The sequence below is a fragment of the Tsukamurella paurometabola genome (assembly GCF_900631615.1).
In the GTDB taxonomy this organism is placed as follows: domain Bacteria; phylum Actinomycetota; class Actinomycetes; order Mycobacteriales; family Mycobacteriaceae; genus Tsukamurella; species Tsukamurella paurometabola_A.
The window spans coordinates 2,656,708-2,680,484 of sequence record NZ_LR131273.1 but is presented as its reverse complement, the minus strand read 5'-3'; the positions used below and the strand labels follow the sequence as shown (position 1 = coordinate 2,680,484).

23 protein-coding genes are annotated in these 23,777 nt (G+C 73.0%); 16 read left to right on the top strand and 7 right to left on the bottom strand.

Going from position 1 to position 23,777, the window contains the following annotated elements; all coding sequences use genetic code 11:
- Positions 1-13: 13 nt before the first annotated feature.
- The gene (gene purE, locus ELY19_RS13400) at positions 14-526 is read right to left on the bottom strand and encodes a 5-(carboxyamino)imidazole ribonucleotide mutase (protein ID WP_126196642.1); all 513 of its coding nucleotides are present in this window, start codon (positions 524-526) and stop codon (positions 14-16) included.
- The gene (locus ELY19_RS13395) at positions 519-1,745 is read right to left on the bottom strand and encodes a 5-(carboxyamino)imidazole ribonucleotide synthase (RefSeq protein ID WP_126196641.1); all 1,227 of its coding nucleotides are present in this window, start codon (positions 1,743-1,745) and stop codon (positions 519-521) included. The genes purE and ELY19_RS13395 overlap by 8 nt, the downstream gene beginning before the upstream one ends.
- 117 nt (positions 1,746-1,862) lie before the next feature.
- Between ELY19_RS13395 and ELY19_RS13390 the strand changes: the two genes are divergently transcribed.
- Both ELY19_RS13390 and ELY19_RS13385 read left to right on the top strand, forming a co-directional pair.
- Entirely contained in the window at positions 1,863-2,408 is a 546-nt protein-coding gene (locus ELY19_RS13390; RefSeq protein WP_126196640.1) for a GtrA family protein, read from the top strand.
- 11 nt (positions 2,409-2,419) lie between these two features.
- Positions 2,420-3,724 carry a sensor histidine kinase gene (locus tag ELY19_RS13385; protein WP_126196639.1) on the top strand — a complete coding sequence of 435 codons (1,305 nt, stop codon included), beginning with the start codon at positions 2,420-2,422 and terminating at the stop codon, positions 3,722-3,724.
- Positions 3,725-3,727: 3 nt separating this feature from the next.
- Here ELY19_RS13385 and ELY19_RS13380 read toward each other — a convergent pair whose 3' ends face one another.
- From ELY19_RS13380 to ELY19_RS13365, 4 genes are read right to left on the bottom strand one after another with little or no spacing between them, the layout of a single operon-like run.
- Positions 3,728-5,296 carry a GMC family oxidoreductase N-terminal domain-containing protein gene (locus tag ELY19_RS13380; RefSeq protein WP_164711597.1) on the bottom strand — a complete coding sequence of 523 codons (1,569 nt, stop codon included), beginning with the start codon at positions 5,294-5,296 and terminating at the stop codon, positions 3,728-3,730.
- A gap of 49 nt (positions 5,297-5,345) precedes the next feature.
- Positions 5,346-6,032: a response regulator transcription factor gene (locus ELY19_RS13375; protein WP_126196637.1), complete on the bottom strand. Its 687-nt coding sequence runs from the start codon at positions 6,030-6,032 to the stop codon at positions 5,346-5,348.
- Positions 6,029-6,574: a PH domain-containing protein gene (locus tag ELY19_RS13370; protein ID WP_126196636.1), complete on the bottom strand. Its 546-nt coding sequence runs from the start codon at positions 6,572-6,574 to the stop codon at positions 6,029-6,031. The genes ELY19_RS13375 and ELY19_RS13370 overlap by 4 nt, the downstream gene beginning before the upstream one ends.
- Before the next feature lie 3 nt (positions 6,575-6,577).
- Entirely contained in the window at positions 6,578-7,384 is an 807-nt protein-coding gene (locus ELY19_RS13365; RefSeq protein ID WP_227966820.1) for a biotin--[acetyl-CoA-carboxylase] ligase, read from the bottom strand.
- Positions 7,385-7,445: 61 nt separating this feature from the next.
- Here ELY19_RS13365 and ELY19_RS13360 point away from each other — a divergent pair, with 61 nt between their 5' ends.
- The 14 genes from ELY19_RS13360 to ELY19_RS13295 all read left to right on the top strand — a co-directional run bounded on the left by ELY19_RS13360 (position 7,446) and on the right by ELY19_RS13295 (position 22,515).
- Complete coding sequence (locus tag ELY19_RS13360) at positions 7,446-9,101, top strand: acyl-CoA carboxylase subunit beta (protein ID WP_126196635.1); 1,656 nt, start codon at positions 7,446-7,448, stop codon at positions 9,099-9,101.
- Positions 9,098-9,370 carry an acyl-CoA carboxylase subunit epsilon gene (locus ELY19_RS13355; protein ID WP_126196634.1) on the top strand — a complete coding sequence of 91 codons (273 nt, stop codon included), beginning with the start codon at positions 9,098-9,100 and terminating at the stop codon, positions 9,368-9,370. Before ELY19_RS13360 ends, ELY19_RS13355 begins: the two co-directional genes overlap by 4 nt.
- Before the next feature lie 15 nt (positions 9,371-9,385).
- Positions 9,386-10,024 (top strand): Maf family protein, encoded by a 639-nt coding sequence (locus ELY19_RS13350; protein ID WP_126196633.1) that lies wholly within the window; start codon positions 9,386-9,388, stop codon positions 10,022-10,024.
- A 265-nt stretch (positions 10,025-10,289) separates the two neighbouring features.
- Entirely contained in the window at positions 10,290-11,531 is a 1,242-nt protein-coding gene (locus ELY19_RS13345; protein WP_126196632.1) for a phthiocerol/phthiodiolone dimycocerosyl transferase family protein, read from the top strand.
- Positions 11,532-11,574: 43 nt separating this feature from the next.
- Positions 11,575-12,861 (top strand): phthiocerol/phthiodiolone dimycocerosyl transferase family protein, encoded by a 1,287-nt coding sequence (locus ELY19_RS13340; protein ID WP_126196631.1) that lies wholly within the window; start codon positions 11,575-11,577, stop codon positions 12,859-12,861.
- Positions 12,858-13,562 (top strand): VC0807 family protein, encoded by a 705-nt coding sequence (locus ELY19_RS13335; RefSeq protein ID WP_126196630.1) that lies wholly within the window; start codon positions 12,858-12,860, stop codon positions 13,560-13,562. Before ELY19_RS13340 ends, ELY19_RS13335 begins: the two co-directional genes overlap by 4 nt.
- Position 13,563: 1 nt before the next feature.
- A complete protein-coding gene (locus ELY19_RS13330; protein WP_126196629.1) occupies positions 13,564-14,946 on the top strand; it encodes a glycosyltransferase in 1,383 nt (460 codons plus the stop codon).
- Between the two features lies 1 nt (position 14,947).
- Positions 14,948-16,204, top strand: coding sequence for a phthiocerol/phthiodiolone dimycocerosyl transferase family protein (locus tag ELY19_RS13325; protein WP_126196628.1), 1,257 nt, complete (start codon positions 14,948-14,950; stop codon positions 16,202-16,204).
- Positions 16,201-17,475 carry a hypothetical protein gene (locus ELY19_RS13320; protein ID WP_126196627.1) on the top strand — a complete coding sequence of 425 codons (1,275 nt, stop codon included), beginning with the start codon at positions 16,201-16,203 and terminating at the stop codon, positions 17,473-17,475. Before ELY19_RS13325 ends, ELY19_RS13320 begins: the two co-directional genes overlap by 4 nt.
- 68 nt (positions 17,476-17,543) lie before the next feature.
- The gene (locus ELY19_RS13315; RefSeq protein ID WP_126196626.1) at positions 17,544-18,437 is read left to right on the top strand and encodes a sulfurtransferase; all 894 of its coding nucleotides are present in this window, start codon (positions 17,544-17,546) and stop codon (positions 18,435-18,437) included.
- Positions 18,434-18,850: a SufE family protein gene (locus ELY19_RS13310; RefSeq protein WP_164711596.1), complete on the top strand. Its 417-nt coding sequence runs from the start codon at positions 18,434-18,436 to the stop codon at positions 18,848-18,850. Before ELY19_RS13315 ends, ELY19_RS13310 begins: the two co-directional genes overlap by 4 nt.
- 23 nt (positions 18,851-18,873) lie before the next feature.
- The gene (locus tag ELY19_RS13305; protein ID WP_126196625.1) at positions 18,874-20,334 is read left to right on the top strand and encodes a condensation domain-containing protein; all 1,461 of its coding nucleotides are present in this window, start codon (positions 18,874-18,876) and stop codon (positions 20,332-20,334) included.
- Between the two features lie 128 nt (positions 20,335-20,462).
- Positions 20,463-22,271, top strand: coding sequence for an acetyl/propionyl/methylcrotonyl-CoA carboxylase subunit alpha (locus ELY19_RS13300; protein WP_126196624.1), 1,809 nt, complete (start codon positions 20,463-20,465; stop codon positions 22,269-22,271).
- Between the two features lie 16 nt (positions 22,272-22,287).
- Positions 22,288-22,515, top strand: a complete 228-nt coding sequence (locus tag ELY19_RS13295; protein WP_126196623.1) for a hypothetical protein — start codon at positions 22,288-22,290, stop codon at positions 22,513-22,515.
- On the opposite strand, the gene ELY19_RS13290 is transcribed toward ELY19_RS13295, so the two are convergent.
- Entirely contained in the window at positions 22,512-23,732 is a 1,221-nt protein-coding gene (locus tag ELY19_RS13290; protein WP_126196622.1) for an HNH endonuclease, read from the bottom strand. The two genes, ELY19_RS13295 and ELY19_RS13290, sit on opposite strands and share 4 nt — an antisense overlap.
- Positions 23,733-23,777: the final 45 nt, after the last annotated feature.

Below are 23,777 nucleotides of genomic sequence, written 5' to 3'. Positions count from 1 at the left end.
AGGCTAGCCGCGTTCAGCCCTCGAGGAGCTTCTTCCGCAGGGCCTCGTCCTTGGCCAGCACCATCTTCTCCAGGTCGGCCTGGAACGCCGCCATGCGGGAGCGCAGCGCGGGGTCGGCGGCGCCGAGGATCCGTACGGCCAGGAGACCCGCGTTGCGGGCGCCGCCCACGGACACCGTCGCCACGGGGATGCCGGCGGGCATCTGCACGATCGACAGCAGCGAGTCCATGCCGTCGAGGTGCTTGAGCGGCACGGGCACGCCGATGACGGGCAGCGGGGTCGCGGAGGCGACCATGCCCGGCAGGTGCGCGGCGCCGCCGGCACCCGCGATGATGACCTCGACGCCCCGATCGGCGGCGCCCTTGGCGTAGTCGAGCATCCGCTGCGGGGTGCGATGCGCGGAGACGACACCCACCTCGAACCGGATACCGAACTCGGCGAGCGCCTCGGCGGCGGCCTCCATCGTCGGCCAGTCCGAATCGCTGCCCATGATCAATCCGACGCGCGGCCCGGTCTTGTCAGCCATGCTCACTCCATCCATCGGTCCACTCCGCGGTCGCCATCCAGTGCGCCGCTCGTTCCGCCCGCTCCCGCAGTTCCGCCACGTAGCCGGGGTCGTTCCGGTCGCCGTCGAGATCGCCGACCAGGTTCACGTGCCCGATCTTGCGGTCGGGCCGCCCCTCCTTGCCGTACATGTGCACGTGCGCCTCGGGCATCCGGGCCATGAGGTGGTGCAGCCGCTCGTCGACGCCCATCTCGGGCTCCGACGGTGCGCCGAGCACGTTCGCCATGACGGTCAGCGGTGCGGTCGCCGCGGTACCGCCGAGGGGGTAGTCGAGCACGGCGCGTAGGTGCTGCTCGAACTGGCTGGTCACGCAGCCGTTCATCGACCAGTGCCCCGAATTGTGGGGGCGCATGGCGAGCTCGTTGACCAGCATCTCGCCCGCCGGGGTCTGGAACAGCTCGACCGCCATCACGCCGACGACGCCCAGTTCGTTCGCGAGCCGCAGCGCAAGCGACTCGGCGAAGGAGGCCTCCTCGTCGGAGAGGTTCGGGGCGGGCGCCAGCACCACGGCGCACTGCCCGTTGCGCTGGACCGTCTCCACCACGGGCCAGGTGGCGCCCTGGCCGAAGGGCGAGCGCGCGACCATCGCCGACAGCTCCCGGGCGAGCTCCACCCGCTGCTCCCCCAGCAACTGCACCCCCGCGGCGAGCTGCTCCCGCGCGACCTCCAGCGCCTCGTCCAGCGTGTCCGGCAGCCACACGCCGCGGCCGTCGTAGCCGCCCCGGACGGCCTTGAGCACGACGGCACCGTCGAACCGCTCCCAGAAGGCCCGGACGTCCTCCGGGGACGCGATCTCGGCGAAGCCCGGCACGGGCGCCCCGAGTTCGGCCAGACGGTGCCGCATCGCCAGCTTGTCCTGGGCGTACAGCAGGGCCTGCGGCGGCGGGTTGACGGTCACGCCCTCGGCCTGCAGCGCGAACAGGTGCTCGGTGGGCACGCCCTCGTGGTCGAAGGTCAGCGCGTGCGCCCCGGTGGCGGCGCGGCGCAGGTCCTCGATCCGGTCGTGGTCGCCGAGCACCACGTCGGCGCACACCTGCGGCGCGGGCTCGTCGGGCGACGCGGCCAGGACGCGCAGCGACTGCCCCAGTGCGATCGCGGCCTGATGGGTCATGCGGGCCAGCTGGCCTCCGCCGACCATGGCCACCACGGGCCGCGACCGGCGCGATTGAACATCACTCACCGGTCCATAATCGCAGGTCCACGAGGCCGTGGGAGCGCCCGGCACACGGCGCGCCCCCGGTACCGAGCGCGTCACACTCTCCGCGGTACTATTCACGGTTCCGTTAGAGTGGCGCACGTGGCTTTCATCGAGGCGATTCTGGATCGCACCCCGGCACCGCTCCGCGGGCTCGTCATGCAGCACCACGAGCTGATCAAGTTCGCCATCGTGGGCAGCACGACGGCGGTCTTCGACCTGGCCATCTTCTACGGCCTCGTGCTCACCGTCCTCGACGAGAAGCCCACCGTCGCGAAGATCTTCTCCGGCGTCTGCGCCGTGATCCTGTCGTACATCCTCAACAGCGAGTGGAGCTTCAAGCACCGCGGTGGCCGGGAGAAGCACCACGAGGCGCTGCTCTTCTTCATCATCTCGGGCATCGGCGTGCTCATCATGGCGGCGCCCATCTTCATCGCGAACAACTTCTTCGACCTGCGCAACGTCGACTCGAAGACCACGCTGATCATCGTCGACTTCGTGCTCAACTACATCGTCGGCAACCTGCTGCAGATGGCGTTCCGGTTCTGGGCGCTCCGCCGCTGGGCCTTCCCGGAGGACATGCGCGACGCCCCGGATCAGGAGTCGATCCCGGACGACGAGACGCGCAGCGCCTCCGCCGAGCGCTGACCTCCCCGGGCGTGCGGCACCGGATACTCCGCTCGACCATCGCGGTCGTCGCGGTCACGGGCCTGTTCCTCGGCCTGCCGCTCATGTTCTACACCTGGCGCTGGCTCGACGACACGGCGCGCACCGACCTGCAGCACCGGCTGCAACGCGCCTCCTCCGCGATCCTGCTGCAGGAGCAGCGCACCGGCGTCACCGACGACCCGCCCGTCGAGGCGCTCCGCCTCCTGACGCCCTCCGACGGCCGCCTGGTGCTCACCTACACGGACCGGACGGGCGCCTCGCGGGTGCTCGCCGTCGGGCGCGGCCCGCTCACTCACGCGATGGTCGAGGGCACGTCCCTGGGCGACGCGGGCACGCTGCGGATCGAGCAGGACTACGCGGGTGTGCGCAACGACCAGTTCCGGGCGCTGAGCATCGAGCTGATCGTCATGGTGCTGTCGCTGACCGCGGGCGTCGTCGTCGCGGCGGTCACCGCGAGCCGCGTCGCCGACCCGGTGCAGGAGGTCGCGAGCCGTGCGCAGCGCCTCGCGAACGGCGACTTCCGCCCCGATCCGCACCGGCACGGCATCGAGGAGCTCGACCGCGTGCTCGACGTGCTCGACACCGCGACGGTGGAGATCGCGGACCGGCTGCAGCGCGAACGGCAGATCGTCGGCGACGTCTCGCACCAGCTGCGCAGCCGCCTCACCGCGATCCACATCCGGCTCGACGAGCTCACCCTGCACGCCGATCCGGAGGTGGTCTCCGAGGCGCAGGCGGCCCTCGACCAGGTCGACCGGCTCACCTCCTCCGTCGGTGACATGGTGAAGATGGCGCGCTCGGAGCGGACGACGCAGGGCACCGTCGACGTGCGGGCCGAGCTCACCCCCCTCCTCGCCGACCTCGCGCCGTCGTTCGAGCGTGCGGGACGGCGTCTCACGGTGCTCCCGCCCGACGGTCCGCCGCTGCCCGCCCGGGCCACCGCGACGCGGGTCCGGGAGGCGGCGGCGGTGCTGGTGGACAATGCTCTGCAGCACGGCCGCGGTGAGGTCACGGTGCGCCTCGGGTCGGTCGGCGCGCACACCGTGCTCGTCACGGTCAGCGACGAGGGCGCCGGCATCTCGGACGCCGACGCGCAGCGCATCTTCCGCCGCGGTTATTCGGTGGGCGACGGGACCGGCGTCGGCCTGGCGCTCGCCCGTGCGTTCGTCGAGGGTGATGGCGGCCGCCTCCAGCTGCAGAGCCGCAAGCCGACGACGTTCGCGATGTTCCTGCCCGCGGCGGGCCCCGGCGACGCCCCCGAGCAGCCCGTCGCGCGCGAACCCGAACCGCGCTGACGATCAGGCGCCCAGCGCCCGGTCCATCAGGTACTCGGCGAAGGCCGTGATCACGAGGGACGGGTTCGCCCCGCCCGCGTTACCGGGGATCCCGGCACCGTCGACCACCCGGATCGCGGGGTGCCCGTGCAGTCGCCCGTCCGCGTCCGAGGCGGCCCCGAGAACCGCACCGCCGAGCAGGTGCGCGGTGCCCGATGGAGGCAGGCCCGCCGGGCTGATCCCGATCCCCGGGTCGGGACCCGCGATCGGGATGCCCGGCAGCGGCGCGAGCGCGATTCCGCCCTCGACGTCGGTGACGCGGCGCAGCACCCGGGCGTTCGCCGCGCCGGCGTCCGCGACGAGCGACAGCGGCGGCACGACGAGCTTCGGTGTCCCGGCGACGATCTCCCACGAGGTGCGGTTCTCCCAGTCGACGGGGATCGTGAAGTAGACGATGTACGGCAGTCGAGCCACCGACCCCGCCGTTTGCACCACGGTGGGCAGGTAGTTGGGGTCGTCGTCCACGAACGCCGAGGTCACGATGCAGCCGGGCCGGGGTTCGAAGGGGCCCGGCACGAGGCGGGCCGCGAACTGATCACCGTTGTCGCCGACCTGGGTGCCCACGTGCTCGTTGAGGTTCGGCAGCCCACCCGCGAGCCGTGATGCGAGCAGCAGTTCCGGCGTGCCGTAGGCGCCGCCGGCGAGGAACAACTGATCGCACGTGTAGTCGCGGCGGCGCACCACCGCGCCCTGCACGTCCAGTTCCTCGGCGTGCACGGCCACCCGGCCCCGTTCCTGCGTCAGGCCCGTGACCCGCTGCAGCGTCCGCATCTGCACCGAGGGGCGCCGGAGCGCCGAGCCGAGGTAGGTGGTCGACAGCTCACGCTTGCCGCCGTTGCTGACGCCGAACATCATTTCGCCGACGGTCACGCTGCGCCGCACCTCGCCGCGCAGCTCGCGCCGCACGACGTCCCAGTTGATCGTCGACGGCACCGAGCGGGACGGCCAGCCCGCACGGGCCATCGAATCCTCGAACCGCCGCATCATGGCGAACGGGCGGCTCGCGCGGATGTCGTCCGGGATCGTCTCCGCGCGCAGGTTCCGCAGCGCGCGAGGCACGTACTCGGCCATCAGCTGCTGGTACCGCGGGCCGGCGCGGAAGATCTTGTCGTAGTACCGCGCGTGGGGCGGGATGGTGGCACCGAAGTACGGGACCGAGCCACCGCCGACGGCCGCGCCACGCAGAATCGCCATGGTTCCGGCGAGCTCCACGTCGAAGACCCCCGTGCGGCCCAGTGCGGGCGCCCAGAGCGCGTTCGGGTGCAGCGGGTTCGTCCCCGGCGCGTACACCTCTGCGTGATCGTCGTGCCGGTAGGAGCGCCCCCGCTCGAGGACGAGGGTGTCGACGCCCGCGGCGCCGAGCCGCGCAGCGGCGACGGAGCCGCCGACGCCGGTACCGACGACGATGGCGGTGTAGTGGGTCCGTTCGGGTACGGCACGCACCGGCGCGGGGAGCGCGGCGGCGGCTATCGCGGCGGCGGCGCCGAGCAGCACCGAGCGGCGGCTCGGCGCGGTACGGGGATCTGTCTGCACCGCGCGAGCATATGTTGCGATCGCAAACGTTGATGGCGGAAGGGGCGGATCACTCCGCGTCGAATCGGAAACCCACCCCGCGCACGGTGACGATGCGGCGCTGCGCACCGGTGTCGTCGCCGATCTTGCGACGCAGCCAGGAGATGTGCATGTCGAGGGTCTTGGAGCCGCGCAGGTCCGAGTCCCCCCAGACGTCGGCGAGGATCTCCTCGCGCGAGAGCAGCCGCCCCGCGTGCTCCATGAGGAACCGGAGCAGTTCGAACTCCTTGTTCGCCAGGGAGACGTCGTCTCCGTCGATGGTCACGCGCCGCGCGGTCGCGTCGAGCCGGATGCCGCCGGCCTCCACCACCTCGGGGGCGTCGTGGGCGGGCGCGCTGCGCCGCAGCAGGGCACGGGTGCGCGCCATGAGCTCGAACATGCGGAAGGGTTTGCCCACGTAGTCGTCGGCTCCGGCGTCGAGGCCGACGACGAAGTCCATCTCGTCGGTGCGCGCGGTCAGCATGAGCACGGCCAGCTCGGGCCGGGCGGCGCGCACCTCGCGGCACACCTCCAGTCCGTCGAGCTCGGGCAGCCCCAGGTCGAGGATGAGCAGCGCGAACTCCTCGTCGAGCGCGCGCCGGAGCGCATCGGTCCCGGTATCGGCGACGGTCACCTCGTAGCCCTCGCGTGACAACGCCCGTGCCAGGGGTGACGCGATCGCCTCGTCGTCCTCGGCCAGGAGCACCCGCGTGGTCATGACCGACGAGGGTACTCCGCCGAGCCGCCGTCGCGCCCGCGGTAGTCGTCCGCGTCGTCCAGCGCGTCCACGAGGAGCGCGTGCGTCGCGGCGATCCGCGGCACGTCCGGGAAGTCGAGGGGGTCCTCCCCCGCGGATTCGACGGTGAGCACGCCGCTGCGCAGCGCCCGGTCCACGAGCCGCTGGTGGTACTGCACGGAATTGATGCGGCGGAGCGGGATGTCGATGCCGCGGCGGCGGACGATCCCCGAGCGGAACATGATCCGCAGGTCGGTGACGACGAGGTGGGTCGCGCGCCAGACCGCCCACGGGCGCACCGTGAACCAGCCGACGATCAGCACCCACACCACGACGATGGCGAGCAGCAGCCAGTCGGGCAGCGCGCCGTCGAGCCTGGCGCGGCTGAGCAGGCCCAGCGCGACGCCCGCCGCGGCGCACGCGGCGAACAGCACGAGCACCGGCACGATCATCCGGGTGGCGTGCGGGCGGGTGTGCAGGAGGACGCGCTCGTCGTCGACGAGCGCCTTCGCGGGGAAACCCACGGCTCAGGCCGGCCGGAGGTGGGTGACGTCGCCGGCGGAGAGCACGTGCCTGCTCCCCGCCGCGTCCTGCACCACGATCCGCCCCTCGATGTCCACGTCGACGGCGGTGCCGCGCAGCACCTCGTCGGCCGGGAGGGAGACCGTGACCTCCTGCCCCACGGTGACGCACGCGGCGAGGTAGTCGGCGCGGGCGGAGGCGGGGTCGTCGGTCCAGGAGGTGAGCCCGGCATCGAGGTGTCGCAGGTACGCGATGGCGAGCGCGGTGCGATCCGGGTCGTCGGCGCCGGCCAGCTGGAGCGACGTGGCGGTCTCGACGGGCACGTCGGCGGCGGCCAGGGTCGTGTTCAGGCCGGTCCCGATGACGGCCACGAGGTTCCCGCCGGGCGCCGTCGCCAGCTCCGAGAGGATGCCGGCGGTCTTGCCGCCGCGCTTGCCGGGCTCGGCGTCGAGCAGCACGTCGTTCGGCCACTTGAGGCCCGCGCTCAGGCCGGTCACCTCGCGCACCGCGGCGACGGCGGCGACGCCGGTGACCAGAGAGAGCCAGCCGGCGCGGGGTGCCGCGGCGGCGGGCACCGCCACGGTGACCGAGATGGAGAGCTGGGTGCCGGAGGGCGCCGACCACGGGCGCTGGTGCCGGCCGCGGCCCGCCGTCTGCACGTCGGCGATGAGCACGCGGCCGGGCTCGTCGCCCGCGCGGACGCCGTCGGCGAGGTCGGCGTTGGTGGAGCCGGTGCTGGGCACCACCGACACCTGGTGCCAGCGCGTGCCGCGCACGGCTGCGGCGATGGCCGCCTGATCGGGAAGCACCACGACCTCCTCCTTCTATGGGCAGTGCGGTTCGGAATCGACTCTATTGGTTAGAGTCGGGTCTATGACGAGTGCCTCCACCACCGACGGCGCCTCCGGCGCCGGCAACCCCGCTGACGCCGAGCCCAGCATCCACACCACCGCCGGCAAGCTGGCGGCGTTCCGCAAGAAGGACGCCGAGGCGATGGCCCCGATGGGGCAGGCGGCGATCGACAAGGTGCACGAGAAGGGCCGGTTGACGGCCCGCGAGCGCGTGCTCGCGCTGCTCGACGAGGGCTCGTTCGTGGAGCTGGACAAGCTGGCCCAGCACCGTTCGACCAACTTCGGCATGGCGGCGCGCCGTCCCGTCGGCGACGGCGTGGTGGCCGGCTACGGCACCATCGACGGCCGCGAGGTGTGCGTCTTCAGCCAGGACTCGACCGTCTTCGGCGGCTCGCTCGGCGAGGTCTACGGCGAGAAGATCGTCAAGGTCATGGACCTGGCCACCAAGACCGGCCGCCCGCTGGTCGGCATCATCGACGGTGCCGGTGCGCGCATCCAGGAGGGCGTCGTCTCGCTCGCCCTGTACTCGCAGATCTTCTTCCGCAACACGCAGGCCTCGGGCGTCATCCCGCAGATCTCCGTGGTGATGGGCGCGGCCGCCGGCGGTCACGTCTACTCCCCCGCGCTGACCGACTTCGTGGTGATGGTGGACCACGAGAGCCAGATGTTCATCACCGGCCCGGACGTCATCAAGTCCGTGACCGGCGAGGAGGTCACCAAGGAGGAGCTGGGCGGGGCCCAGACGCACATGACCAAGTCCGGCACGGCGCACTACGTCGCGTCGGGCGAGCAGGACGCGCTGGACTACGTCCGCGAGCTGCTGACCTACCTGCCGTCGAACAACCGCGCCGAGGCCCCGCGCTTCGTCCCGACGGACCCGCTCACCGGCTCGATCGAGGACTCGGTCAATGACGAGGACCGCGAGCTGGACACGCTGATCCCGGATTCGCCGAACCAGCCGTACGACATGCACGAGGTCATCCGCCGCCTGCTCGACGACGACGAGTTCCTCGAGATCCAGCCGCAGCGCGCCATGAACATCATCGTGGGCTTCGGCCGCATCGACGGCCGCTCCGTCGGCATCGTCGCGAACCAGCCGACCCAGCTGGCCGGCTGCCTCGACATCGACGCCTCGGAGAAGGCCGCGCGCTTCGTGCGGTTCTGCGACGCCTTCAACATCCCGATCGTCACGCTGGTGGACGTGCCCGGCTTCCTGCCCGGCACCGGCCAGGAGTACGACGGCATCATCCGCCGCGGCGCGAAGCTGCTCTACGCCTACGGCGAGGCCACCGTCCCGAAGATCACGATCGTCACCCGCAAGGCCTACGGCGGCGCGTACTGCGTGATGGGCAGCAAGGACATGGGCGCCGATATCAACCTCGCGTGGCCCACCGCCCAGTTCGCCGTGATGGGTGCGAGCGGCGCCGTCGGCTTCGTGTACCGCAAGGAGCTGGCGGAGGCCGCCGAGAAGGGCGAGGACGTCGAGGCGCTGCGCCTGAAGCTCCAAGAGGAGTACGAGGACACGCTGGTCAACCCGTACGTGGCGGCCGAGCGCGGCTACGTCGACGCGGTGATCCCGCCGTCGCACACCCGCGGGCAGATCGTCACGGCCCTGAACATGCTCGAGCGCAAGGTGGTCGCCACCCTGCCCAAGAAGCACGGGAACATCCCGCTGTGAGCGCCGAGCAGAAGCCGGTGGAGGCCAGCACGGCCGACGTCGAGAAGCTCAAGGCCGCCATCCGGTTCGAGAAGGGCAATCCCTCGGACACCGATGTCGCCGCCGTCGTCGCGGTTCTGGCCGCGGCCACGGGGTCGGCGCCGCAGACCGGCCCGGAGGGCCCGAAGTCGCTGTGGGGCGACGTGCGCGACCGGATGCGTCCGCAGTACTTCAACGGCCCCAACGCCTTCACCAGCCAGACGCCGGTGTTCTGGACCAAGGGGTCGTAACCCATCGCCGCACCCGTGCGTCTCGTCCTCGCGTCGGCCTCGCCGGCGCGGTTGTCGGTGCTGCGCGCCGCGGGCGCGTCGCCGCTGGTCTCGGTGTCGCGGGTCGATGAGGACGCGGTCCTCGCCGGCCTGGGCCCGGACGTCCCGCACGAGGACGCCGTCGCCGCGCTCGCGCACGCCAAGGCGCGGGACGTCGTGGACCGGATCCTCGCCGAGGCTCCGGTGCCCGGCCGCGCCGTGGTGATCGGCTGCGATTCGATGCTGTCGATCGACGGCGAGCTCGTCGGCAAGCCGCACACAGCCGAGGTCGCGGCGGCCCGCTGGCGCGCGATGCGCGGGCGCACGGGCCGCCTCCTCACCGGGCACAGCGCGATCCTCGTGGACGACGGGGTGGTGACCGGAGAGTCCGGGGGCACCGGGGCGACGACGCTGCGGTTCGGCGCACCGTCGGACGAGGAGGTCGAGGCGTACGTCGCGACCGGTGAGCCGCTGCAGGTGGCCGGCGCGTTCACGCTCGACGGGCTCGGGGGCTGGTTCATCGAAGGCATCGACGGCGATCCGAGTTCGGTGATCGGCATCTCGCTGCCGCTGACCCGTCGGCTGCTCGACACTCTGGGCGTCTCGCCGGTCGACCTGTGGTCCGACCGCGCCTGAACTTCGCCATCACGGACGTGGTGGACCTCACAGGATTCACCATCGAAATCTCGTTAGCATCGCGTTAATTCCACGCGATCGGAACGTTTCCGCAGCTGGGAACCGTAGTTGAAGCTTCTATCGCGTACGCCGTTCGAGCTGCGACAACGACGACTCGGCCACCTTCTGCAATGTTCACCAACCCTGGTCAAGAGTCCCGGGGCGTGACGAGCGACACCGCTCGTTCGCCTCGCGAAAGGAATGGACGGCGTCCTAGCGTCATCCCATGACCACGACGCTCCGCCCCCTCGCCTCGTCCGAGATCGGCTTCGTGGGCCCGCACCCCACGACGTGCGCCTTCGAGCTGACCGTGCGCGGCCCGCTCGACACCGACGCACTCGCGGACGCCTTCGCCGCGCTGCGCGCCGAGCACCCCGCCCTCGACGCCGCCGTCGCGCCCGCCGGTGACGGCTTCGCCTTCGTCGCCCCCGGGGCCGGCGCCACCCGCACGGCCGGCCCGGGCGAGCCGCTGGTCGATCCCACGACGGCGCTCGCCCGCCTGCACGTCACCACGTTCGGGGAGCGCCACCGCGTCGCCCTCGCCGTCAACCACGCGCTCGCCGACGGCACGCACCTGTACGCGCTCCTCACCCGGCTCTGGACGCACTACACCGCCCTGGTGCGCACCGGGGCGACCGACGTCGCCGCGCCGCACCCGTTCCCCGGGTCCGCGCAGCGCGTCCTCGCCGACCTCGACGTCCCCAAGGTCAGCACCGGCCGCGCCCGGCTCGACGGTGCGCGGTGGTACGGCAGCGCGCCCGTCCTCGGCCCGCGGAGCGGCGAAGCCGTGCTTCCCGCGGCGACCTCGCTGCGCTTCTCCCCGGAGACCACCGCGGGGCTGCTGGCCGCCGCCGAGGGCGTGGGGTTGAACGCCCTGATCTCCGGCATCCTCCTCACCGCGGAGCGCGCGGGATTCCTCGACGAGGACCCGGCGGCGCCCATCCGGATCGGCGCGATGACGCTCGCCGACCTGCGGCGCCGGGTGCGCCCGCTCCTCGACCCCACCGAGGTCACGAACTTCGTCGGCGCCTCGTACGCGGCCCCCGAGCTGACCGCCGCGAGCGACCCCGCCGCGGTCGGTGACGCGCTGGCCCGGACGGTCCGGCGGGACGTGCGCGGCGGCCGCGCCCTCACGGCGCTCGCCACGGCCGCCGCACCGGACGCGGAGGCCGATCCGCCGGTCGTGCTCAGCAATCTCGGCCGGCTCGACGTGGAGCTCCCCGACGGTCTGGTCGCCGAGGATCTGCGGCCCGTGCTGTCCATGGACTCCTCCGCGCTGCACGTGCCCGCGGGGCAGCGCCGCCCGGCCCCGTCGGCCACGATCCACCAGGTCTCGACCTTCCGCGGCCGCCTCGGGATCGAGGCGATCACGCTGGGCGGCACCGCCTCCGAGGAGGCCCGGGCCGCCGTCGCCGACCGGATCGACGCCCTCGTCCACGCCGCCGCCCGCCGGGCCCCCGCCGCCTGACGCCACCCGCCCCGCCGCACGCCGTCCAGAACAGGAGCCGCCCATGCAGAACCATCGCGCACTCACCTTCTCCGAGGCATCCTTCGTGCGGCCCACGTCGCGCGAGGTGATCGGCACGTCGTTCGAACTGCGGGGCGAGGTCGACCGCACCGCGCTGCGCTCGGCGTTCACCGCGCTGCTGGAGGAGTACCCCGTGCTCGCGGCCCGCATCGTGGACGTCAAGGGCCGCCCGCACTTCGCCCCGGGCGACGCGGCCGTCGCCGCCGCGATCGGCTTCCGCGACACCGCCGCCCCGTGGAGCGGGTACGAGCAGACGCCGCCGTGGTTCGTCGGCTCCGAGCAACTGGCGGCCCTGTCCCTCACCGGGATCGGCGACCGGTACCGCCTCACGCTGTGGGCGAGCCATGCGGCGACGGACGGCTCCGGGATCGTCGCGATCGCGGCCCGACTGTTCGAGCTGTACACCGCGCTGGCGAGCGGTGCGACGCCGATCATCCGGCGCGCCAACGACTTCCCGGCCGAGCCGCACCTGGTGATGGCGGCCCGCGGGCACCTCCCGGAGGAGCTGGACTACGAGGAGCGGCTGGCGGGCACCGTCTGGCACGGATCGGTCCCGGCGGAGTTCCCGGACGAGCCCGGCCCGGACGTCGACGATGCGGTGCGGGTCCGGTTCACGCCGGGCGAGACGGCGGCGCTCGACGCCGCCGCGCACGCCCACGGCGTCTCCACCCACGCGCTGGTCAGCGGTGTGATCGCACGGGCCGAGCTCGCCGAATGCGCGGAGGACGCGGCCCTCGCGCTGCTCACGCCCGTGGACTTCCGGTCCCGGATCACCCCGCCGATCCCGCTGCGCTCGGTCACCGCGCTGTGCGGCTTCTCCTATGTCGCGGTGGGCGATGCACCGACCGCCGAGATCGCGCGCACCGTCGCCGACCGGATCCGCGCCGACGTCCGCGACGGCACCGTGCTGCGGACCGCCGTGAGCCCGATGCCGGACCCGCGGACCCGCCGTCACGGCCCGCCCGTCCTCATCAGCAACCTGGGCGCGGTGCCCGAGCCCGTGACGCCGGCCGGCCTGCAGGTGCTCGACTTCCACGCCCAGATCGTGCGGAGCGCCGCCGGCATCCGCGAGTACGCCGCCGGCCACACCGGCCCCGGCGTGCCCGCCGCCCCGATCGGCACCTCCTACCTGGTCTCCACCTTCGGCGGCAGGCTGTCGATCGAGCTGCGCGCCCTGCCCGGCACGCTCGACGGTGCCGTCCGCCTCCGGCTCCTGGACCGGATCGAGGACGGGGCGCACGCACTGCTCGAGATCGGAACCGCCGCATGACGGGCCCCCTCGCCGACACCGAGTCGCCGCCCGCGCCGCCCGTGTCGCTCCTCGTGGACGTCGGGCTGCAGTTGGGCGTCTACTTCGCCCTGCGCTACCTGGCCGGCGTGGGACAGCTCCTCGCGCTCGTCGCCGGCACGACCCTGGTGGCGGCCCGGATCCTGACCCGCTCGCTGGTGCGCCGCGCGATCGACCCGCTGGAGGTGTTCACCCTGGCGCTGCTCGCCTGCTCGATCACCGCCGCCGCGATCTCCGGTAGCCCCCGCGTGATCCTGCTGGTGGAGACGGCGATCGGCGGGCTGATGGCGGTGGCGATCGCCGCGGGCCTGGTGCTGCGCCGGCGGGCCGTCGCCACGCTGATGATGCGCCTGACGGTGCGCGGCGACGCGGAGCGGGCGCAGCGGTGGAACCGTCGGGTCCGCGCCGAGCGGCACTGCGTGCGGGCGATCGGAGCGGTGGATCCGCTGTGGCTCGCGGCGGTCGTGCTCAGCACCGGCGCCTCGGTCACGGCCGCACTGGGCCTCCCGATCGACTACGCGGTCGTGGCTTGCCAGGTGATCCCGCTGCTCGTCGCCGTCCCGGTGCTGCCGCTCACGCTGCTGCTCCTGCGCCCGGTGCGGGCGGCGCTCAGCGACACCGCCGGCGTGCCCGCCCGGCCTCCCGTACCGAGCTCCACCCGACCGTCGAAAGGGCTTTACTGACATGAAGGTCTGCATCCTCGCCATGGGGAGCCGCGGCGACGTCCAGCCGACGATCGCGATCGGGCTCGCACTCCGCGCCCGCGGGCACGACGTCACGATCGCGGCGATGGGCGATCCGCTGGTGCGGCTCATCCGCTCGGCCGGCCTCGACGCGCACCGGCTCAACGACGTCGTCCCCGATTACGACGACGACTACCGCGACGTGATCCACCGGCCGGTCGAGCGGATGCGGGCCTACGGCCGCTGGCTGGTGCGCAACATCGCCACCATCTCCCGGGAGACCGAGGCCGTCTGCCGCGGCGCCGACGTGGTGCTCACCCATTCGGACGCCGTCGATTTCGCGCTCCCGATCACACGGCGCAGCGGCGCGACCATCATCAGCTACCGGTTCTTCCCCGGCACCACCAACAGCGTGTACCCCATGACGCAGTACACGCCGGCGGGCCTGACCAGCGACGTGCTGTCGCGGTCGCCGCGCGTGGTCAAGCGCGCGACGTGGGCGCTCGGCGACTCCTTCACCTGGACCCACGTGCGGGCGGCGGTGAACTTCCACCGGATGTCCGTCGGCGAGGCGCCGTACCGGTCCCGCCGGGCGAAGAACCGCGATGCCAACGAGATCGTCGACCTGCAGCTCTACGACGCCGCCCTCACTCCGGACCTGGTGCCCGAGTTCAGCCGCACCCGGCCGATGCTCGGCTTCCTCGAGGTCCCCGCCGACGCCTGGCTGCGCCAGGGCGAGCAGAAGCGCACCGACGCCGACCTCATGGCCTGGCTCACCGACGGCGACGCCCCGATCTACTGGGGCTTCGGCAGTATGCGGATCGCGGACCCGGACGGGATGGCGCGCACCTTCGCCCGGGTCTGCGCCGAACGCGGTCGCCGCGGGCTCATCGTCGCCGGGTGGAGCGATCTGGTCGGCGCCGATCTCGGCGAGCACGTCCGCGTGGTCGACGAGGTGGTGCACGCGGAGGTCCTGCCGCACTGCTCCGCGGCCGTCCACCACGGCGGCGCCGGCACGACCGCCGCCTCGCTGCGGGCCGGCCTGCCCACCCTGATCTGCCCGGTCCTGGCCGACCAGCCGTTCTGGGGCGCCCGCGTCACGGACCTCGGCGTGGGTGCCTGCCTGCCGATGCGCTCGATGACGCCGGAGCGCCTGCACGCCGCCTTCGACCTCCTGCTCGACCCGGCCACCCGCCGTCGCGCGCAACGCATCTCGTCGCTCATCGACCTCGGCGACATCCCGGCCCGCCGCGCGGCGACGATCATCGAGTCGATCGCGGAGGACGACGGGGTGGACGTGCGGACCGTCGCCCCGGTGACCGCGCCCGACACCGTCGACTTCGATACGGCCGACGTGGTCTCCCTCGCCGGCCTGGAGGTGTGACATGCCCCGACGCGCCCTGACCCCCTTGGAGATCCCCTACGTGCTCACGGGGACGACATCCGCCGGGAGCTTCACCGTCCGCGGACCGATCGACGCCGGGCGGCTGGCCCGGGCGTTCGCCGCGCTGCGCCGCGAGCACCCCGTCCTCGCCGGCCGGATCGAGGGGCACGCCTTCGGCTTCGACCTCGTCGCGCCCGACGCGGTGCCCGATGCGGCGCCCGACGAGACCGCCCCGATCGGGGTCGAGCTGCGCCCGTTCGTCCCTGGCGACGTGCGCCTCGGCCTCGACGCCGAGCGGTCGGTCGCGGCGGTGCAACTGGTCTCCGACGGCGACCTGCACCGCGTGACGCTCGGCGTGAGCCACGCGGTGGCCGACGGCGCGCACGCCCTGTACCTGAACCTCCGCCTGTGGGAGCTGTACGCGGGCGCCGAACCCGCGGCCCCGGCCGGGCTCCCCGTCGCGCCGACGGATCTCGCGGACCGGCTGCCCGCCGGTGCGCCCCCGGCGCCGTCCGTGGTCGAGGTCTCCCGCACCGCGGCGGTGCCCTCGCCCGCCGACGTCGACGCCGGGGATTTCGGGTTCGACCGGATCCGCCTGGGCGCCGCCGAGACCGAGGCCGTGCGTCGGCGCGCCAAGGAAGCGGGCCTGAGCCTGCACGGCCTCCTCGCGGGCATCGTCGTCGCCGCCGAGCGCGCCGAACTCGACCGGCCCGCCGACGAGGCGGTACCGCTCGCCGTGTTCAGCCCCGTCGACCTGCGGGGCCGGGCGGAGCCGGCCGTCGCGCCGGCCGCGGTCACCAATTTCGCGGGCTCGTCGACGGTGCCCGTCGCGGTGCGCGGCGACACGCCTCCCGAGGACATCGGCCGCGCCGTCCTGGAGCGGCTCCGCGCCGATCTCGCCGACGGCACCGTCGCCGCCGCGCTCGCCGGCTCCGCGCCGGTGACGGTCGCGGGCGGGGTTCCGGTGCGCCTGAGCAACATCGGGCCGATCCCGGCCCCGGCGGTCCCGGAGGGCGTGACGGCACTGGACTTCCACACCAGTTCCGAGGTCGACATCGAGCGCGTCCGTGCCCTGGTGCGCAGCGCGCCACCCGAGGCGCTCGCGCCGCTCGTCGGCCTGCACCACCACGCGCTCACCTTCGACGGCCGGCTGTCGATCGAGTTGCGACACGCGCCGGGCACGCTCGCGCCCGACGCCGCCCGACGCATCCGGGACCGGATCGAGGCGGGCCTCGTCGGCGCGGAGGTCGCCGCATGACGTCGGACCTGCTGGCGTTCGTCGACCAGGGTGCAGCCTCGGGCACGCGCGCCACCGGCCGCAACTCGCTCATCCAGGTGGTCTGGGTCTACGACGAGGGCGTCGACACCGCGGGGCTGGAGCGGTTCCGCTCCGCCCTCACCGCCGGGCTGCTGGGCCGCCGGATCGCCCACTCGCCATTGCCGTTCGGCCGGGACCGCTGGGTGGCGACGACCGCGGCGCCGCGGATCGCCGTCGAGACCGTCGCGCGCCCCCGGGCGGAGATCGACCGTTGGCTCGACGAGCGCGCCGCCGCCCCGATCGATCCGTGGTCGGGGCCCGGATGGCACCTCGCCGTGCTCCCTCTCACCGACGGTGGCGCCGCCGTCACGCTGGTGGTCTCGCACGTCCTCGCCGACGGGGTGGGCACCGCGACCGCTGTGGCGGAGGCCGCGCTCGGCGCGACGCGCGAGCTGCCCTATCCCCGGGAGGCCGCTCCCCCGGTGCGTGCCGCGCGGCGCGACGCCGCCCGGGCCGCCCGGGAGCTGCCCGCAGCGGTGCGGGCGGCGGCGACGGCCGCCCGGCTGGCCCGCGGACGCCTGGAGCACGACGGCCCCGCGCCCGCGCACCCGGTCGGGCCCGACCGCTGGGCCGTGGTGCACCTGGACCGCACGACGCTCGCCGAGCAGGCCGCCGCGTCCGGCGGCACGGAGTCGACGCTGCTGTTCCGGGCCACGGCGCGGATCGCCGCCGAACTCGGCTGGATCCGTCCCGACGGGCAGGCCGTGCTCGGGCTGTCGGTGAACCGTCGCGAGGACGGCGATCTGCGGGGCAACGCGATCGTCGACGCGGAGCTCCTCGTCGACCCCGCGACGGGCCCCGAGGGCGTGGTGGCGCTGCGCGCCGAGGTCAAAGGGGTCCTCGGCGCCCTTCCGGACGCCGGGCGGTACGACGCCTTCGGGCCGCTGCTGACCCTGCTCCCCCGTCGCACGCTGGCGGCCCTCATCGACGCCCCGCCCGACCCCGCGCACCCCGTGACCACCTGCGCCGGGGTCGGAGCCCTGCCCGCACCGGTCCGCGCTCCCGACGGCACCCCGGCCGACCGCACCTGGTTCCGCCTCGCCTGGTCGGCGCTGCCGGGCCGGATCGCGGCCGCCCGGCCGCCCTACCTCTACGTCGGATGGACGGGCACGGACACCGAGACCTCGGTGTTCGCCGCGAGCAACCTCGCCGCGGCCACCGACCTGCGGGCGGTGGTCGAGCGCGCGGTGCGCGAGTACGCCGTGCACTGAGGCGGACACGCCGGCCGCCCGGGGTCGCCGCGGGGCGCCCGGGCGGCGCGGGGGCTAGGCTGGCGGACGTGGCTATCGAGACCGATCCGAGCGCGGAACTGCAGGACTACGCACACCCCGAGCGCCTCGTCACCGCGGACTGGCTGAGCGGACACCTGGGGGTCCCCGGCCTCAAGGTGATCGAGTCCGACGAGGACGTGCTCCTCTACGACATCGGGCACATCCCGACCGCGCAGAAGGTGGACTGGCACCTCCACCTCAACGACCCCGTGACGCGCGATTACATCACCGGCGAGCAGTTCGCGGAACTCATGCGCGCCAAGGGCATCAGCCGCGACGACACCGTCGTCATCTACGGCGACAAGTCCAACTGGTGGGCCGCGTACGCCCTGTGGGTGTTCACCCTGTTCGGCCACCCGGACGTGCGCCTGCTCGACGGCGGCCGCGACAAGTGGATCAGCGATGCGCGGGACGTCTCGCTGGAGCAGCCCGAGTATCCGCGCAGCGACTACCCCGTCGTGGAGCGGGACGACTCGGTGATCCGCGCGTTCGCCGACGAGGTCCGCGCCGACATCGGCCGTCGCGCCCTCGTCGACGTCCGCTCGCCGCAGGAGTACACCGGCGAGCGCACCCACATGCCCGACTACCCGGAGGAGGGCGCCCTGCGCGGCGGCCACATCCCGACGGCGGTGTCGATCCCGTGGGCGAAGGCGGCGCGGCAGGACGGGCGCTTCCTGCCCCGTGCCGAGCTCACCGAGGTCTACGGCGGTCTCGACCCGCAGGCCCCGGTGACGGCCTACTGCCGCATCGGCGAGCGTTCCAGCCACACCTGGTTCGTGCTGACCCACCTGCTCGGCTTCACGGACGTCAAGAACTACGACGGCTCGTGGACGGAGTGGGGCAACACCGTGCGGGCCCCCATCGTGCGCGGCGAGGAGCCCGGCGCCGCGCCCGGCGCATGAGCGCCCTGCCCGCGCCGCTGGCGGAGATCGTCGACGACTTCGCCGGGGTCGGCGAGCAGGACCGCCTCGAGCTGCTGCTCGAGTTCTCACGGGAGCTGCCCGAGCTTCCCGAGCACCTGACGGCCGCGGCGATGGAGCCCGTCCCGGAGTGCCAGTCGCCGCTGTTCCTGGACGTCGACGCCTCGGACCCCGAGGCGGTGCGGCTGTACTTCAGCGCGCCGCCCGAGGCGCCGACCACCCGCGGCTTCGCGTCGATCCTCGCGCAGGGGCTCGACGGCCAGTCGGCCGCGGCGATCACCGCCGTACCCGACGACTTCCACCACGCCCTCGGCCTCGACTCCGTGGTCAGCCCGCTGCGGCTGCGCGGCATGTCGGCGATGCTGGCCCGCATCAAGCGCCGGCTCGCCGGGTAGCACCTCCCGAAGCGAGCCCCGCCATGCAATTCACGGAGCTGGACGCGTACCCGCTGCGCCCGGGTGAACTGCGCAACTGGATCCCCACCACCGGGCCGGCCGCGCGCTGGCGCGACGATCCGCGGGCCACCTCGCACGTGCACGAGGCGCACCTGCGGGGCGCGCAGGCGGTGCTGCGGCGCCGGCACATCGACGGGGGCCGCGAGTCCTGGCTGGGCCTCGGCATCGAGTTCGACGAGCCGCTGTCCATCCCCGGGATGCGGACGGCGCTACGGGCGTGGATCGACCGGCACGAGGTGCTGCGCACCCACGTCTTCCTCGAGGACGGGCGGCCGCGGCGCCGGAGCGCGCAGACCGACACCGTCGACCTGCGGGTCAAGTCGATCGGCACCTACCGGTCCACCGGCCCCCTCGCCGAACAGCTCCTCGGCGAGTTCGACCGGGCGACGGCCCCGCTGACCTGGCCGGCGTACATGTTCTCGACGGTGGCGCGCGAGGACTCGTTCACCCTGTTCTTCGCCGCGGACCACTCGCTGCTCGACGGCTACTCGCTCATCCTCAGCCCGTACGAGCTGCGCGAGTTCTACCGGGAGGCGGTGCACGGCGAGGCGCCGCGGCTGCTGCCGACCGGGAGCTACGTCAACTACTCCGATACCGACCGGCAGTCGGCGGACCGGGCCGGGGCGACCCACCCGGCGGCGCAGATGTGGGACGAGTACCTCAGCGAGACCGGCTTCAAACCCGACCCCTTCCCCATGCCGCTGCTGCCGCTCAGCGCGAAGGTGCTGGCCGACGAGACCCGGGCGGCGCTGAGCCGCGACCCGGACGGCGTGCCCCGGCTGCCGCAGGGGGCGCTCAACTTCCACCTCCTCGACGACGACCGCTCCAACAACTTCACCCGCGTCTGCTCGGAATCGGGGGCGTCGCTGGTGACCGGCGTGCTGGCGTGCATGGCCAAGATCAACACCGACCTGGGTTTCGGCCCCGTCTTCCGGTGCGCCGTGACCCGGCACACCCGGGACGCCGAGCAGTGGATCGCGGCGCTCGGCTGGTTCGTGGGCATCGCGCCCTTCCGCCTCGACACGACGGGCACCCGCACGTTCGGCGAGCTGGCGCAGCGGGCGCAGGCGGCGTGGAAGCACTCCAAGATCGGCAGCACCCTGCCCTACCTGCGGATCGGCGAGGTCCTCGCCGACGAGCCGGGCCGCTCGCAGGCCCCGCCGCCGCGCTTCGTCGTCTCGTTCATGGACACCCGCTCGGCGCCCGGGTCGGACGTCAACGACGCGGGCGGTGCCGGGGCGCTGCGCTCGCGGGACTACTCGATCGACGACGTCTACCTCTGGGTGCTGCGCACACCGTCCGGCTTGCACGTCGCGGCGCGGTTCCCGGGCTTCGAAACGGCACGCCGGAGTGTCACGCTGTATCTCGGCGCGCTACGTTCGTTGTTGACCGAAATAGGCGATGCGACGGTTACTCGCGGGTAACCGAACCCGCGAGGGGACTGTCGGCTCCGCCACAAGTGAGTAGGCATACACTCGTCAGGAGTTGCGCCCGGACGGGACATGGAAGGGCGGCGCGCCGCTGCGCGCCGCAACGGAACGAGGAGACTTGAGTGGCAGCCCACGCTGACAAGAAGATCGAGAAGGTGCTCATCGCCAACCGCGGTGAGATCGCCGTCCGCGTCATCCGCGCCGCCCGGGACGCCGGCCTGACCAGCGTCGCCGTGTACGCCGAGCCGGACGCGGAGGCCAAGTTCGTGCGCCTCGCCGACGAGGCCTTCGCCCTCGGCGGCCAGACCTCGGCCGAGTCCTACCTCGTCTTCGACAAGATCCTCGACGCCGCCCGCAAGTCCGGCGCCGACGCGATCCACCCCGGCTACGGCTTCCTCTCGGAGAACGCCGACTTCGCGCAGGCCGTCATCGACGCGGGCCTGACCTGGATCGGCCCGTCGCCGGCCTCGATCCGCGACCTGGGCGACAAGGTCACCGCCCGGCACATCGCCGAGCGCGCGAACGCGCCGATGGCCCCCGGCACCAAGGACCCGGTCAAGGACGCCGACGAGGTCGTCGCCTTCGCCAAGGAGTACGGCGTACCCGTCGCCATCAAGGCGGCGTTCGGCGGCGGCGGCCGCGGCATGAAGGTCGCGTACACCATCGAGGAGATCCCCGAGCTGTTCGAGTCGGCCACCCGCGAGGCCGTCGCCGCGTTCGGCCGCGGCGAGTGCTTCGTGGAGCGCTACCTGGACAAGGCCCGCCACGTCGAGGCGCAGGTCATCGCCGACCAGCACGGCAACGTCGTGGTCGCCGGCACGCGCGACTGCTCGCTGCAGCGCCGCTTCCAGAAGCTGGTCGAGGAGGCGCCCGCGCCGTTCCTCACCGACGAGCAGCGCACCTCCATCCACGAGTCGGCCAAGCGCATCTGCCGCGAGGCGGGCTACTACGGCGCCGGCACCGTCGAGTTCCTCGTCGCGGCGGACGGCCTGGTCAGCTTCCTCGAGGTGAACACCCGCCTGCAGGTCGAGCACCCGGTCACCGAGGAGACGGCGGGCATCGACCTCGTGCGCCAGCAGTTCCGCATCGCCGAGGGCAAGGAGCTGACGATCACGGAGGATCCCACTCCCCGCGGCCACAGCTTCGAGTTCCGGATCAACGGCGAGGACGCCGGCCGCGGCTTCCTGCCCGCCCCCGGCCCGATCAGCGTCTACCGCGAGCCCACCGGCCCGGGCGTGCGCGTCGACTCCGGCGTGGATCAGGGCGATGTCATCGGCGGCCAGTTCGACTCGATGCTCGCCAAGCTCATCGTGACCGGCGCGACCCGCCAGGAGGCGCTGGAGCGCTCGCGGCGCGCGCTCGCCGAGTTCGAGGTCGAGGGCCTCGCCACGGTCATCCCGTTCCACCGCCACATCGTCGAGAACCCCGCCTTCGTCGGGGACGAGAACGGCTTCGAGGTCTACACCAAGTGGATCGAGACCGACTGGGAGAACCCGATCGAGCCGTACACCGGTGGCCAGGCCATCGAGGAGGACGACTCGCTGCCGCGCCAGAACGTGGTCGTGGTCGTCGACGGCCGTCGCGTCGAGGTCTCCCTGCCCGGTGAGCTCTCGCTCGGCGGTGGCGGCGCGGCCGCCGGCGCCGGCGTGATCCGCCGCAAGCCGAAGCCGCGCACCCGCGACCGGGGCGCCGGTGTGGCCGCCACGGGCGATTCGGTGACCGCGCCGATGCAGGGCACCGTCGTCAAGGTGGCCGTCGAGGACGGCCAGCAGGTCAGCGCCGGCGACCTCGTCGTGGTCCTCGAGGCCATGAAGATGGAGAACCCCGTCGCCGCCCACAAGGACGGCATCGTCACCGGCCTGGCCGTCGAGCCCGGCACCGCCGTCACGCAGGGCACCGTCCTGCTCGAGATCAAGTCCGACGAGGCCTGATCAGAGCGGACCGGGAATGGAACCCGTTGGCCTGAACGTCGGGGCGTGGTACCTCACGGAACTGCGCCCCGACGCCTGGCTGGCCGATGAGGCCTACGCCTGGGCCGTCCGCGTGAACACCACCGGCGACTCGATCGGCGAGGTCACCCTCCTCCCCTCGGGGGAGGTCACCGTCGACGGCGCCGACAGCGAGGGCCTGCGCACCGCACGCGCCGCCGTGGAGCGATTCAGCGCCTCGCTCTAAGCCGCCTGGTCCGGTGCGGTGGATCGGTGGTGGTGTCCGCTCGGTGTTCGGGTGTCGACGGTGTGCCGCCCGCTCGGGTCCTCGACGACGGCGCTGCGCCAGCCCGCGGCTTCCTTGGCGTAGTTGCATGCCGCGCACAGGCCTTGCCCGTTCGCGAACTCGGTGGGGCCACCCTTCGCGTGGGCGACGACGTGGTCCGTGTGCGCGATCGGTGCGTCGCAGTACGGGGTGCGGCAGTACCGGTCCCGCGCCCGGATCAGCTCGGCGAGCCCGTCGGGGAAGCACCGCGCCCGTGAGTCCATGCCGACGACCGCACCCGACTCGGGGGCGATGTAGAGGCGTTTGACCCACGCGATGCCCGCGGCGGTGGCCCGTCCGATGAGGTTGCGGGCGATCTCCGCCGGCATCGTCCCACCCCCGTCGAGGTGCGCGGTGCCGGGCCGGTCACCGAGCAGCACCGTCGCGGGAATGGTGAGATTCACCAACACGGGCTGGCCCTCGGCGGCCTCGCGGCCGATGATCCGCGCGAACGCGGCATCGGCCATGATCTGCCCCCGCGTCCGCAGATCCCCCGCTACCCCGATCAACGTCGCGGCATGCTTACGCAACGCCGCATACACCCCGACCCCTTGCGCCACCGGCAGCAGCAACGACACCCGTGCCATGCCCTCCGGCAACGGCCGGATCGTCACCGTGCGGTCCTTCTCCGCCGCTGCGTTCCGGTCCACCGTGCCCCGCGCGTCCAGTTCGTAGGCCAGCTTCTTGACCAGGTCAGCGATTCGGCGCAACCCGCACCCGGCGAGCGTGCCCGGATCGGCACACAACAGCTCATCCGCCCGCTGCCGGTCCGACGCATCCAGGTGGGCCAAGCCGCCGACGATCACCGGGATCGCCTCCGGAGACAGGTCACCGTCGCGTAGCCGCGTGCGGGTGTGCGGCAGGTTCTTCTCCAACTCCACCCCGCGTGCGAGCAGCCGTGCGGCGGCGTGCGGCGACATCCGCAACGCCAACCCCACCTCCGCAGCGACGCCCTGCTGCCACCGCTCCTGCGGCGACCCGGCAGCGATCCGCTCGCACACGCGCTGCCGCAGCAGCTCCACAGCCAACCGGTACTGCTCGAACACCGTCCGGCACCGCTGCCGCTCCATCGAACGCAGCAGATCCACCACACCACCATCAGGCGGCCGATCCTCGCCCACCCCACCGTCTTCGTTCATACCCTGACGCTACGCCCACCCACCGACACGTTTTCGAGATCGCAA

Coding starts and splice junctions, on each gene's coding strand:
- purE (WP_126196642.1), bottom strand. CDS start 526: ATGGCTGACAAGACCGGGCCGCGCGTCGGATTGATCATGGGCAGCGAT.
- ELY19_RS13375 (WP_126196637.1), bottom strand. CDS start 6,032: ATGACCACGCGGGTGCTCCTGGCCGAGGACGACGAGGCGATCGCGTCA.
- ELY19_RS13360 (WP_126196635.1), top strand. CDS start 7,446: ATGACGAGTGCCTCCACCACCGACGGCGCCTCCGGCGCCGGCAACCCC.
- ELY19_RS13345 (WP_126196632.1), top strand. CDS start 10,290: ATGACCACGACGCTCCGCCCCCTCGCCTCGTCCGAGATCGGCTTCGTG.
- ELY19_RS13340 (WP_126196631.1), top strand. CDS start 11,575: ATGCAGAACCATCGCGCACTCACCTTCTCCGAGGCATCCTTCGTGCGG.
- ELY19_RS13335 (WP_126196630.1), top strand. CDS start 12,858: ATGACGGGCCCCCTCGCCGACACCGAGTCGCCGCCCGCGCCGCCCGTG.
- ELY19_RS13330 (WP_126196629.1), top strand. CDS start 13,564: ATGAAGGTCTGCATCCTCGCCATGGGGAGCCGCGGCGACGTCCAGCCG.
- ELY19_RS13325 (WP_126196628.1), top strand. CDS start 14,948: ATGCCCCGACGCGCCCTGACCCCCTTGGAGATCCCCTACGTGCTCACG.
- ELY19_RS13320 (WP_126196627.1), top strand. CDS start 16,201: ATGACGTCGGACCTGCTGGCGTTCGTCGACCAGGGTGCAGCCTCGGGC.
- ELY19_RS13310 (WP_164711596.1), top strand. CDS start 18,434: ATGAGCGCCCTGCCCGCGCCGCTGGCGGAGATCGTCGACGACTTCGCC.
- ELY19_RS13305 (WP_126196625.1), top strand. CDS start 18,874: ATGCAATTCACGGAGCTGGACGCGTACCCGCTGCGCCCGGGTGAACTG.
- ELY19_RS13295 (WP_126196623.1), top strand. CDS start 22,288: ATGGAACCCGTTGGCCTGAACGTCGGGGCGTGGTACCTCACGGAACTG.
- ELY19_RS13290 (WP_126196622.1), bottom strand. CDS start 23,732: ATGAACGAAGACGGTGGGGTGGGCGAGGATCGGCCGCCTGATGGTGGT.